Consider the following 12677-nt stretch of genomic DNA (forward strand, 5'->3'; position numbering starts at 1 on the left):
GTGCCGTGGCGACCTGGTCTGAAACAGAACGAAGGCCCGGAGAGGGGGGTGAGGCCTTCGTCCATTGCATCCGGTTTGCGGCGGGGGACAGGCCTTGAACCGGATGTCGGCATGTCTTGTCTGCCGATGACTTGGATTTGTGGTCGGGAATGTGGCTTTTCAAGGATGCCGCCGCCGGGGGTAAATTACAAATCGGTAACGTTGGCGTGAGGCGCCCGCAGACACCCGCCGAGGCCGGTCACGATTGGGATATTTACGCTCGGTGCGCCCCGCGCTATCCCTGTCGGCCATGAAAAACGGTGATCATCTCTTCCTCGTCGACGGGTCCGGATTCATCTTCCGCGCCTTCCATGCGATCCCGCCGCTGAACCGCAAGTCGGACGGCCTGCCGGTCAATGCCGTCTCCGGCTTCTGCAACATGCTGTGGAAACTGCTGACGGATGCGCGCGATACGGAGGTCGGCGTGACGCCGACCCATTTCGCCGTCATCTTCGACTATTCGTCGAAGACCTTCCGCAACGACCTCTATCCGCTCTACAAGGCGAACCGCAGCGCGCCGCCCGAGGATCTGATCCCGCAGTTCGGCCTGATCCGCCACGCGACGCGGGCCTTCAACCTGCCCTGCATCGAGACGGAGGGGTTCGAGGCCGACGACCTGATCGCCACCTACGCCCGGGAGGCCGAGAGGGCCGGCGCCAGCGTCACCATCGTCTCCTCCGACAAGGACCTGATGCAGCTCGTCACCCCGGCTGTCTCCATGTATGACAGCATGAAGGACAAGCAGATCTCGATGCCCGAGGTGATCGAGAAATGGGGTGTCGCGCCGGAAAAGATGATCGACCTGCAGGCGATGACCGGCGATTCGACCGACAACGTGCCGGGCATCCCCGGCATCGGCCCGAAGACCGCCGCGCAGTTGCTGGAGGAATACGGCGACCTGGAGACGCTGCTTGCCCGCGCCGGCGAGATCAAGCAGCAGAAGCGGCGCGAGAACATCCTCGCCAATGCCGAGCTCGCCCGCCTGTCGCGCCAGCTCGTGGCGCTGCGCACCGACGTGCCGCTCGACGTGCCGCTCGGAGACCTCGCGCTGCACCCGCAGGACGGGCCGCGCCTCGTCGCCTTCCTGAAGGCGATGGAATTCACCACGCTGACGCGCCGGGTCGCGGCGGCGACGGGCACGGATGCCGAGGTGGTCGAGCCGGCAAGTGTGCCGGTGGAATGGGGCGCGCAGGCGCGCGGACCCGACCTCGACCCGGCGGCACCGGCGGTCACGGCCGCGACCGCCGCATCGCCGGACGCCCCGCCCGCCCCCGCCGGCACCACGCCGGACATGCTTGCCGAGGCGCGCGCGCGCCACTTCGCCAGCCACCCGATCGACAGGACATCCTACGAGACGATCCGCGATGTCGCGGCGCTCGATGCATGGATCGCCGCCGCGCGCGAGGCCGGCCTTGTCGCCTTCGACACCGAAACCACCTCGCTCGACGCGATGCGGGCCGATCTCGTCGGCTTTTCCCTGGCGCTTGCCGTGCCGGAGGGCGACGGGCTGGCGTTTCGCGCGGCCTATGTGCCGCTGATCCACCGCTCCGGCATGGACGACCTGCTCGGCGGCGGCCTCGTCGAGGGGCAGATCCCGGTGGCCGAGGCGCTCGCCCGGCTGAAGGTGCTTCTGGAGGACGAGACCGTCCTCAAGGTGGCGCAGAACCTGAAATACGACCTCCTTGTCCTACGCCGCCACGGCATCGCGGTCAGGAGCTTCGACGACACGATGCTGATGTCCTACGTCACCGATGCGGGCGCCGGCACGCACGGAATGGATGCGCTGTCGGAGCGCTGGCTCGGCCATGTGCCGATCGCCTACAAGGAGGTGGCAGGCTCGGGCAAGGGCGCTGTCACCTTCGACCATGTCGACATCGCCAAGGCGACGGCCTATGCCGCCGAGGACGCCGACGTCACGCTCCGGCTCTGGCACGTGCTCAAGCCCCGGCTCGCGGCCAAGCGGCTGACGACGGTCTACGAGCGGCTGGAGCGGCCGCTGGTGCCGGTGCTCGCCCGCATGGAGGAGCGCGGCATCACCATCGACCGGCAGATCCTCTCGCGCCTGTCCGGCGAGCTCGCGCAAGGGGCGGCCCGGCTGGAGCACGAGATCTACGAGCTTGCCGGCGAGAGCTTCAACATCGGCTCGCCGAAGCAGCTCGGCGACATCCTGTTCGGCAAGATGGGCCTGCCGGGCGGCTCGAAGACCAAGACCGGGCAATGGTCGACCTCGGCGCAGGTGCTGGAGGATCTCGCCGCCGAGGGCATTCCGCTGCCGCGCCGGATCGTCGACTGGCGCCAGCTCACCAAGCTGAAATCGACCTATACCGACGCGCTGCCGGGCTTCGTCCATCCCGAGACGCACCGCGTCCACACCTCCTACGCGCTCGCCGCGACGACGACCGGGCGGCTCTCCTCCTCCGATCCGAACCTGCAGAACATCCCGATCCGCACCGGCGAGGGGCGCAAGATCCGCACCGCCTTCATCGCCGCGCCCGGCCACAAGCTGATCTCGGCCGATTACAGCCAGATCGAGCTGCGGGTGCTCGCCCATGTCGCCGACATCCCGCAGCTGCGCCAGGCCTTCGCCGACGGCGTCGACATCCATGCGATGACCGCCTCGGAGATGTTCGGCGTGCCGGTCGAGGGCATGCCGGGCGAGATCCGCCGCCGGGCGAAGGCGATCAATTTCGGCATCATCTACGGTATCTCCGCCTTCGGCCTCGCCAACCAGCTCTCGATCGAGCGATCCGAGGCGGGCGATTACATCCGGAAATATTTCGAGCGCTTTCCCGGCATCCGCGACTACATGGAGGCGACGAAGGCCTTTGCCCGCGAGAACGGCTATGTCGAGACGATCTTCGGCCGGCGCGCGCATTATCCCGACATCCGCTCGTCCAATCCGTCGCAACGCGCCTTCAACGAGCGCGCGGCGATCAACGCGCCGATCCAGGGCTCGGCCGCCGACATCATCCGCCGGGCGATGATCCGCATGGAACCGGTGCTGGAGACGTCCGGCCTTTCGGCCCGCATGCTGCTCCAGGTCCACGACGAACTGATCTTCGAGGTGGACGACGACGAGGTCGAGAAGACGATTCCGCTGATCGTCGAGACGATGGAAAACGCCGCCATGCCGGCGCTCGACATGAAGGTGCCGCTGAAGGTCGACGCCCGCGCCGCCAACAACTGGGACGAGGCGCATTGAACGCGGCGGGCGCCTGTCCGGCCGAAGCGGCAGCGCTTCGGCCCCAGACAATGCGGTAAGCATAAAGGGCGACGGCGCGCGTCCGATGCACCGCGCCCCGAACCGGAGACGCTTTACCGGCCCGGCGCGAAGCTCGCAAACAGCGCCGAGAGCGCCTCGCGCCCGCGGGCCGCGAGGTCGAAGCGGCGGCCGAAGAGCAGCCAGTCGGTGCACATGCCCTGCATCGTCCATTTCAACGCGCGCGCGGCGGATTGCGGCGACCAGCCGGGACCGAGTTCGGCGTGCCTTGCCGCAACGCCGAAAGCGTCCTCGAGGAGCGCCATATGGGCGTCGTCGCAGTGCTGCTGGCTTTCAAGCAGCGTCACGAGCTCGCCCGAATAGTCCGAGCGCAGCAGGATGGTCAGGATGCGCTGGCGTTGCTGATCGCGCGCGAACATCTCCAGCCAGTCGCTCGCCGTGCGCTGGATCACCGCGAGCGCCCCGGTCGTCCCGGCCGCGACCTCGCAGGCGAGCATGTCGGCCTGCGGCAGCGGCACGGAATTGTAGAGTTCGAGGACGAGGTCGGTCTTGTTGGCGAAGTGCCAGTAGATCGCGCCGCGCGTGACGCCCGCCTCAGAGGCGACGTCGTCCAGCGTCGCGGTCGACACGCCCTTGCGGTAGAAGACGTGCTCGGCCGCCTCGAGGATGCGCTGGCGGGTCTCCTCCGCCTCGGCCTTGGTTCTGCGCATGGGTTTTCTCCCATCCGGGCGGCCGCGCCCTTGAAGGGCGGGCCGTCCGGCTGATCTCACTCGGCCGGGGCGGGGCGCGCGTCGGCGCTCGCGGTCTCCGGGGCGGGCTTGTCGCGCTTGAAGATCCTCATGATGAAGACGAAGAACACCGGCACGAAGAAGATCGCCAGCACCGTCGCCGTGATCATGCCGCCCATGACGCCGGTGCCGATGGCGCGCTGGCTGCCCGAGCTCGCCCCGGTCGCGATCGCCAGCGGCAGCACGCCGAGGGTGAAGGCGAGCGAGGTCATCAGGATCGGCCGAAAGCGCAGATGCGCCGCCTCGACCGTCGCGTCGATCAGCGACTTGCCGCCCTCCCGCAGTTCCTTGGCGAACTCGATGATGAGGATGGCGTTCTTCGCCGACAGGCCGATGATCGCGATCAGGCCGACCTTGAAGTAGACGTCGTTCGACATGTCGCGCAGCATGACGGCGGCGACCGAGCCGATGACGCCGAGCGGCACGACCAGCATCACCGCGAAGGGGATCGACCAGCTTTCGTAGAGCGCGGCGAGGCAGAGGAAGATCAGGAGGCAGGAGAGCGCCACCAGGATCGGCGCCTGCGAGCCGGACGCGATCTCCTCGCGCGACTGTCCGGTCCATTCGTAGCCGAACCCGTTCGGGAGCTGGGCGGCGAGCCGTTCCATCTCCGCGATCGCATCGCCCGAAGAGAAGCCCGGATTGGCCTGGCCGCTGATGCGCACGGCGGGATAGCCGTTGTAGCCGATCGTCTGGCTGGGGCCGCTCTGCCACTCGACGGTCGAGAAGGCGGAAAGCGGCACCATGCCGCCGTTGCTGTTGCGCACGTAGAGCTTCAGGAGATCCGCGGTCTGCATGCGCTTGTCCTCGTCCGCCTGGACGGTGACCCGCTGCAGGCGGCCGGAATTCGGGAAGTCGTTGATGTAGGACGAGCCGAGATTGGTGGAGATCGTCGCGTTGATGTCGGAGAAGGCCACGCCGAAGGTGTTCGCCTTCTCGCGGTCGATGACGAGATTGACCTGGGCGGCATCCGGCAGGCCGTCGACGCGCACGCCCGAGATCACCTTACTCTGCGCCGCGAGACCCAGAAGCTGGTCGCGGGCGGCGGCGAGCGCGGCAGTCCCCTGTCCGCCGCGATCCTGCAGGCGGAAGGAGAAGCCGTTGGTGGTGCCGAGGCCCTGGATCGGCGGCGGCGACAGGGCGAACGAGATCGCATCCTTGATCTGCATCATCGCGCCGGTCGCGCGTCCGGCGATCGCCGCGGCGGCGTCGGCCGGGCCGCGCTCGCTCCAGTCCTTCAGCGTCGCGAAGGCGAGGCCGGCATTCTGGCCGGTGCCCGAGAAGCTGAAGCCGGTGATGGCGATGATCCGCTCGACGGCGGGTTCCGACAGGAAGATCTCTTCCACCCGCTCGATGACGCTGGTCGTGCGGTTGGCGGTCGCCTCCGAGGGGAGCTGCATGCTGACGATGACGAAACCCTGGTCCTCGTCCGGAAGGAAGGAGGAGGGAAGCTGCATGAACAGGTAGACGAGCCCGCCGACGACCAGCGCATAGACCACCATCACACGGATGGTGCGCTTCACCAGTCCGCCGACGATGCGGCTGTAGCCGCGCGAGCCCCTGTCGAAGCCGCGGTTGAACCAGCCGAAGAAGCCGCGCTTGACCTGGTGGTGCCCCTTCGGCACCTGCTTCAGGAAGCTCGCGCAGAGCGCCGGCGTCAGCGACAAGGCGAGGAAGGCCGAGAACAGGATCGACACGACCATGGTCAGGCTGAACTGCTGGTAGATGACGCCGACCGCGCCGGGGAAAAAGGCCATCGGGATGAAGACGGCGGAGAGCACCAGGGTGATGCCGATGACGGCGCCGGTGATCTGGCCCATCGCCTTCTTGGTCGCCTCCTTCGGCGTCAACCCCTCCTCGGACATGATGCGCTCGACGTTTTCCACGACGATGATCGCGTCGTCGACGAGGATGCCGATCGCCAGAACCATGCCGAACATGGTCAGCACGTTGATGGAGAAGCCCATGGCGAGCATCATCGCGCAGGTGCCGAGCAGCGCCACCGGCACGACCAGCGTCGGGATGATGGTGTAGCGGATGTTCTGCAGGAACAGGAACATCACGAGGAAGACCAGCGCCACGGCCTCGAGCAGCGTGTGCAGCACCTTCTCGATCGAAATGGCGACGAAGGGCGAGGTGTCGTAGGGGATGGCATATTCGAGGCCCGGCGGGAAGAAGCGGGCGAGTTCGTCCATGCGCGCCTTGATCGCGGTCGACGTCGCGAGCGCGTTGCCGGTCGGGGTCAGCTGCACGCCGATGGCGGCGGACGGCTTGCCGTTGAGGCGGGTGGAGAAATCGTAGCTCTGGCCGCCGATCTCGATGCGGGCGACGTCGCGCAGGCGCACGGCCGAACCGTCCGGATTGGCGCGCAGCACGATCGCGCCGAACTCCTCCGCCGAGACGAGCTGGCCCTTGACGAGAACCGAGGCGCTGGTCTGCTGGTTGATCGGGTTCGGCTGGGCGCCGATGCTGCCAGACGCGATCTGGGCGTTCTGGGCGGTGATCGCCGCGTTGATGTCGCCGGTCGTCAGGTTGAGGCCGAGCATCTTGTCGGGATCGAGCCAGATGCGCATCGACCGTTCGGTCGAGAAGAGCTGCGCGCGGCCGACGCCCGGAACGCGCGCGACCTCGTTGACGACGTTGCGGCTGAGATAGTCGCCGAGGCCGACCGCATCCATCGAGCCGTCGGTCGAGGTCAGCGCCACGATCATCAGGAAGCCCGAACCGGCTTCCTCGACGCGGATGCCCTGCTGCCGCACGGAATTGGGCAGGCGCGGCTCGACGCGGCGCACCCGGTTCTGCACGTCGACCGCCGCCTGGCCGGAATCCGTGCCCGGCGCGAAGGTGACGTTGATGCCGACCGAGCCGGAGGAGCTCGAGGTCGATTCGAAATACTGCAGGCCCTCGATGCCGTTCAGCTCGTTCTCGATCAGCCGGCTGACGCTCTGGTAGGCCTCTTCCGACGAGGCGCCCTGATAGGCGGTGTTGATCGAGATCTGCGGCGGGGCGACGTTCGGATATTGCGAGATCGGCAGGAAGGGGATCGAAATGATGCCCGCGATCATGATGAAAAGGGCGACGACCCAGGCGAAGATCGGCCTGTCGATGAAGAAACTGGGCATGGACCGCTCCTCAGTTCGCCGCAGGCGCGGCGTCTGCCTGGCCGGCCTCGGCGGGCGCGCCGCCGGGCTTCCATTCGGACGGGACCACCTTGGCGCCCGGCCGGATCTTCTGGAACCCCTCGACGATCACGCGTTCGCCGCCCTTCAGCCCCTCCGAGATCGCCCAGCGCTCGCCGATGACGCGGCCGGCGGTGACCGGACGCAGTTCGACCGTGTCCTCGGCGTTGACCAGATAAAGCTGGGCATTGCCGGCCGTGTCGCGCTGCACCGCCTGGGTCGGCACGGCGAAGGCGTTCGTCTCGACGCCCTGCTGCAGCCGGACCCGGACATACATGCCCGGAAGCAGGTCGCCGTCCGGATTGGGAAACTCGCCGCGCAGCGTCACCTGGCCGGTCGTCTCGTCGACCGCGGCCTCCGAGAAGAGCAGCCGCCCCTTCTGCGCATAGGTCGAGCCGTCGTCGAGCAGAAGCTCCACCTCCGCCTCGCTCGCCGCCGCCTTTTCGGTTCCGAGCGCCTTGCGCAGCCGGATCAGCTCGGTCGCCGACTGGGTGAAGTCGGCATAGACGGGATCGAGCTGCTGGATCGTTGCGAGGTTTTCCGTGCCGTTGGCGCTGACGAGCGCGCCTTCGGTGACGAGCGCCCGGCCGATGCGGCCGCTGATCGGCGCCGTCACGCTCGCATATTGCAGGTTGAGCCGCGCCGTCGCGAGGCCAGCTTCGGCGATGGCGACGTCGGCGTCGGCCTGGGCGAGGGCGGCGACCGCGTCGTCGAGCTGCTGGCCGGTCGAGACATTGGCCTTGCGCAGCTGCTGCTGCCGGTCCGCCGTCCGGCTCGCCTGCTGCTGCACGGCCTTCGCCCGGCGCAACGTCGCTTCCGCGCTCTGCACCTGCACCTCGAAGGAGGCGGAATCGATGCGGAACAGCACGTCGCCCTCCTTCACCATCGATCCCTGCTCGAAAACGCGCTCCAGGATGATGCCGGTGACGCGCGGGCGCACCTCGGAGATCCGGGTCGGCGCGATGCGGCCGGGGAGCTCGTTGGTGATCGGCAGCGTCTCCGGCGCCACGGCGACGAAGGCGACCGCCGAAGGCGGAAAGGCGGGGGCGGCCTGCTGTTGTCCTTCCTGCTCCTGGCAGCCGGCGATCAGCACGAGCGCGGCGAGCGCCGCCGTCAGGGAAACTCTGTTCATTCGCATCGAGGGGTCCATGGCAAGCAGGCAACGCTGCCGGGCGCCGCGCGCGGGTTCGATGCGGCGCCCGGCAGCGTTCCGGGAAAATGACGGGGCGCCGGCCCCTCCGGGACCCGCGCAGATTTTACAAACAGGACTGTATGTTAACTTTTCCGATGCCGCAAGCGGCTGTTGCGCCGCAAAAACGAGATTCGCGGATGAACGACGCCGCTCAGCCGAGCCCGCCCAGCATGCGGTAGAGCTCGTAGACGTCAGCGGCGGCCGCGTCGCGCGACAGGACGGCGGCGGCGGGCAGCGGCGGCGCTTCCGGCAGGTCGCGGCGCTGTGCCCGCCCGCCTGCGTCGCGCTTCTGGCCGAGATCGTATTGCGGCGTCGCGGGGCCGGCCCGTTCGGCCGAGAAATCGTAGCTCGCCGCCGTCATCGGCCCGATGTCGCGCCCCGGCAGCAGCGAGGCGGGGCGGATGCGCGCGCGCCGCGCGGCCTCGCTGGCGCGGTGGATGGCCGAAAGCCCGATCGCAGGCGCCTCATCGCGCGGGCGGGCAGGCTCAAGGTCCGGCCCGGCGGAGGCGGCGGGGGGTGTTTCGCCGGCTTCGGCACGCACGCCGGCACAGACGCTGAGCGTGGCGAGGGTCGTCGCTGGCACCGTCGCCGACCGCATCCGGTAGGTGCCGTCCGTGTCGAGCAGGTCGTCGCCCCCGCCCGCGCCGACCTCCTCGGCGACCTGAGCGGTCGAGAGGGCCTCCTCGGGCCCGCCATCGCGCGGCGGATCCTGTGCGTCGCCCCGAGGCGCCCCGTCGTCGGACGTGTCGTCCTTTTCGGGATGGTCACCGGCAATTTCGCCTTCCTCGCCGCCGAAAGTGTCGCGCAGCATGGACTGGAGCCGTTCGGGAGGAGCGGCCGGGGCGCGGGCGACCATGCCGGGGAAGGCACTCTGGATCTGCGCCCAGACGCCTAAGGCAACCGGACGGGCGTCGCGCGCCGCCGGGGCGGATGTCGGGCGATGCGGCATGTCGGAGGTTTCCGCCTCGTCGTCGCCCGCGGCGGCGGACCGGTCGGGCGCCGGCGGCGCGAGGCCGAGCTGACGCTCGGCGTGGCGGCGCAATTCCGGCGGCAGCCCGGCGACGAAGGCGGCGATCCGGGAGGCAAGGCCGGCGGCACCTTCGGCCGGCGCCTGCTTCAGCGCGCCGGCAAGCGCTTCGAGGATCCGCATCAGCGTGTCCGCCGCGACCGGTTCACCATTGGCCACCTGGCGGTCGAGCATGGCGAGGATGCGCAGCGCCGTCTGCCCGGACGTGGCGGGCGCGAGGGGTCCCTGCGGACGGAGCACGGCCTCCACGGGACCGACGGCGGCGGTCGCGACCGTGGAGCGAGGGGAAAGGATGGGCATCATCATACTCTCCGTCCGGTTGCGGGGAAGGCCCCGGCGGGCCTCTGGCGTCTCGAGCGGACAGGAACGCGATCCGGGCGCGCGGTCCGTCCGTGGCAATGAATCCATGCCGGCCATACGGCACTGCAAAGGGGAAAAATCGACTGGCGCATCATGCGTATGCGGCCGGCAGCAATCAGCCGGGGACACGACGGCGGCGCACGGGGCGGATACGAGGAAGGCCCGGCGCAAGCAGGTATTTGGTACAGGATAGCGGCAAGATCCTAACAAAAGGTTAACGCCGCCGAGACGGCGCCCCGGGAGATGACCGATGCCGTTTTCCAATCCGATCCTCGATACCGACAGCTACAAGCTCGGCCACTTCCTCCAGTATCCGCCGAAAACGGCGGCGATCTCGGCCTATGTCGAGGCGCGGGGGCCGACAGACCAGGTCGACGTCGTCTTCTTCGGCCTGCAGATGTACCTGAAATCCTCGCTCGCACGCCGCGTCACCGCGGCAGACGTCGAGGAGGCGGCCGCGATCGCAGCCGCCCACGGCCAACCCTTCCACCACGCCGGCTGGATGCACATCGTCGAGCGGCATGGCGGGGTGCTGCCGCTCCTCGTCGAGGCGCTGCCGGAGGGCACGCGGGTGCGCCGCGGCGTGCCGCTGGTCCAGGTGGTCAACACCGATCCCGCATGCTTCTGGCTGACCTCCCATGTCGAGACGGCACTCATCCGGGCGATCTGGTATCCCTCGACCGTCGCCAGCCTGTCGCGGCGCATCCTCGAACAGATCCGCCCGGCCGTCGCGCTCACCTGCGACGACCCCGACGGGGTGGTCCGCGCGGCGATCCACGATTTCGGCGCGCGGGGCGCCACCTGCCGCGAGCAGGCGGGGCTCGGCGGTGCGGCCCATCTCCTCCATTTCGACCGCACCGACACTCTGACCGGCCTCCTCCACGCCCGCCGCTTCTACGGCGCGGACATGGCCGGCCATTCCTTCCCGGCCTCCGAACACGGCACGATGACCGCCTGGGGCGGCACGCGCGAGGCCGAGGCCTATGCCAACATGGTCGACCGGTTCGGAGCCGGCACCTACAGCGTCGTGTCCGACAGCTACGACATCAACACCGCCGTCTCGGAGATCTGGGGGCGCCAGCTCAAGGCACGCGTGCAGGCGGCCGGCGGCCGGCTGATCATCCGCCCCGACAGCGGCGACCCGATCGAGACGCCGGTGCAGGTGGTGCAGCAGCTCGACTACCGCTTCGGCTCCACGCCGAACCGCAAGGGCTACAAGGTGCTGCATCCGAGCGTCCGGGTGCTGCAGGGCGACGGCATCTCGATCAACGACATCGGCAAGGTGCTCGCGCGGCTCGAGGCCTTCGGCTTCTCGGCGGAGAACATCTCCTTCGGCATGGGCTCGGCGATCCTGCAGAAGATGAACCGCGACAGCTTCTCCTTCGCGATGAAGGTGAATGCGCGCCAGGACACGGACGGCACCTGGCACGACGTGTTCAAGCGGCCCGGCACGATGAACCTGAAGGCGTCGAAGGCCGGCCGCCAGGCGGTCGTCGAAACGATCAACGGACCGGAGGCGCTCCGGCTCGACCAGCTCGGCGCGCAGCGCAACCTGCTCGAGCCCGTCTGGCGCGACGGCGTCCTCCTGAAAGACTGGCGCTTCGACGAGATCCGCGCCCGGCTCGCCTGACCGGCAGCGCCTTGCCGGCGCCCCGCCGTCTTGGCATTCTGCTGCCCGAAGGGTCGGGACGCATGCCCGACACCGCCCTGTCCGTCGTCAAGAGGGAGAAAGCCGATGTCCGTCCGTCCGCCGCAATCGCTCCACCGTCCCGCCGCAGCGAGCGGGCCGCTCGCCGTGCTCGAATACGAGCTGATGGCGGAGCGCGCCGATGCGCTCGGGCGCTGCGGGCAGAAGGTCGAGGCGGCGCTAGCCGCACTCGAGCGGGAACGGGGCGCGCCCGTCCCCGACCCCGCACGGACCGAAGCCCTCAGGGATGCCGCCGCCGATGTCGTCTGGGCCTTTTTCATCCAGCGCGAGATCTGCGGGCTCAGGAACAGCCGCGACGCGATCGCCCGATACAATATTCCGAAGGAGGTGATCGCGCGCCTCGGCGTCGTGCGCAGGCCGTGAGGCAAGGGGGCCGTCAGCCGGTCGCGCCCTTGTAGATATAGCCGCCGCCGCGCATGGTCTCGATGAGGTCGGCGTCGAGCCCCAGCCCCTCGAGCTTGCGGCGCAGCCTTGCGATGCGGGTGTCGATGCTGCGGTCGACCGGATCGGCGCCATGGGCCGGCGCCAGCCGCAGCAGGTCGTCGCGGCTCAGCAGCCGGCCGGGATGGGAGGCGAAGGCCGCGACCAGGTCGATCTCGGTCGCGAACAGCCTGACGTCCTCGCCCGCCGCGTTCATGAGCCGCCAACCGGAGAGATCGACGAAGAAGGGGCCGAAGGGCAGCATGGCCTTGCCGGAAAAGCGCCGGCGGCGCACCACGGCATCGACCCGGGCGGCGAGCTCGTTGACGGAGAAGGGCTTCGTCACGTAGTCGTCCGCCCCGACCTCCAGCCCGACGATCCGATCGACGGTCTCGGCGGCGCCGGTCAGCATGATGATGCCGAGATCGTGGCGGGCGCGCAGTTCCCGCGCGATCGACAGGCCGTCCTTGCCCGGCAGGCCGATGTCGAGCACGACGAGATCCGCCGGCCCGGCGGCGAGCTGTCGCTCGAGCGCCTCCGCGTCGCCGGCCTGGCGGATGCTGTGGCCCTGCAGCGACAGCACGTCGCAAAGCATGTCCCTGATCGCGATGTCGTCGTCGACGAGGATGATCTCCGCCATCGTTCGGCCATGTCCGGGTTGATCGGACGGTGACAATCCATAGAACGCGCGCCCGCGTCAACCGCCGCGCATCGAACGGTTGATCTCCGGCCCGTCCGCGCCGA

At 68.8% G+C, this 12677-nt stretch carries 8 protein-coding genes; 3 read left to right on the plus strand and 5 right to left on the minus strand.

Going from position 1 to position 12677, the window contains the following annotated elements; genetic code table 11:
* Positions 1-289: 289 nt before the first annotated feature.
* A complete protein-coding gene (gene polA, locus ACEVQ6_RS18505; protein ID WP_374890525.1) occupies positions 290-3241 on the plus strand; it encodes a DNA polymerase I in 2952 nt (983 codons plus the stop codon).
* 113 nt (positions 3242-3354) lie between these two features.
* On the opposite strand, the gene ACEVQ6_RS18510 is transcribed toward polA, so the two are convergent.
* The 4 genes from ACEVQ6_RS18510 to ACEVQ6_RS18525 form a co-directional block, all read right to left on the minus strand.
* Positions 3355-3969: a TetR family transcriptional regulator gene (locus tag ACEVQ6_RS18510; RefSeq protein ID WP_374890526.1), complete on the minus strand. Its 615-nt coding sequence runs from the start codon at positions 3967-3969 to the stop codon at positions 3355-3357.
* 56 nt (positions 3970-4025) lie between these two features.
* Positions 4026-7169: an efflux RND transporter permease subunit gene (locus ACEVQ6_RS18515; protein WP_374890527.1), complete on the minus strand. Its 3144-nt coding sequence runs from the start codon at positions 7167-7169 to the stop codon at positions 4026-4028.
* Positions 7170-7179: 10 nt separating this feature from the next.
* A complete protein-coding gene (locus ACEVQ6_RS18520) occupies positions 7180-8376 on the minus strand; it encodes an efflux RND transporter periplasmic adaptor subunit (RefSeq protein ID WP_374890528.1) in 1197 nt (398 codons plus the stop codon).
* Positions 8377-8569: 193 nt separating this feature from the next.
* Positions 8570-9751 (minus strand): hypothetical protein, encoded by a 1182-nt coding sequence (locus ACEVQ6_RS18525; RefSeq protein WP_374890529.1) that lies wholly within the window; start codon positions 9749-9751, stop codon positions 8570-8572.
* A 304-nt stretch (positions 9752-10055) separates the two neighbouring features.
* On the opposite strand from ACEVQ6_RS18525, the gene ACEVQ6_RS18530 reads away from it, so the two are divergent.
* Positions 10056-11435 (plus strand): nicotinate phosphoribosyltransferase, encoded by a 1380-nt coding sequence (locus ACEVQ6_RS18530; protein WP_374890530.1) that lies wholly within the window; start codon positions 10056-10058, stop codon positions 11433-11435.
* A 105-nt stretch (positions 11436-11540) separates the two neighbouring features.
* Positions 11541-11876, plus strand: coding sequence for a DUF6665 family protein (locus ACEVQ6_RS18535; RefSeq protein WP_374890531.1), 336 nt, complete (start codon positions 11541-11543; stop codon positions 11874-11876).
* 13 nt (positions 11877-11889) lie between these two features.
* Here ACEVQ6_RS18535 and ACEVQ6_RS18540 read toward each other — a convergent pair whose 3' ends face one another.
* Positions 11890-12573: a response regulator transcription factor gene (locus ACEVQ6_RS18540; RefSeq protein ID WP_374890532.1), complete on the minus strand. Its 684-nt coding sequence runs from the start codon at positions 12571-12573 to the stop codon at positions 11890-11892.
* Positions 12574-12677: the final 104 nt, after the last annotated feature.

It is taken from the genome of Ensifer soli, assembly GCF_041928815.1.
Classification (GTDB): domain Bacteria; phylum Pseudomonadota; class Alphaproteobacteria; order Rhizobiales; family Rhizobiaceae; genus JBHFEI01.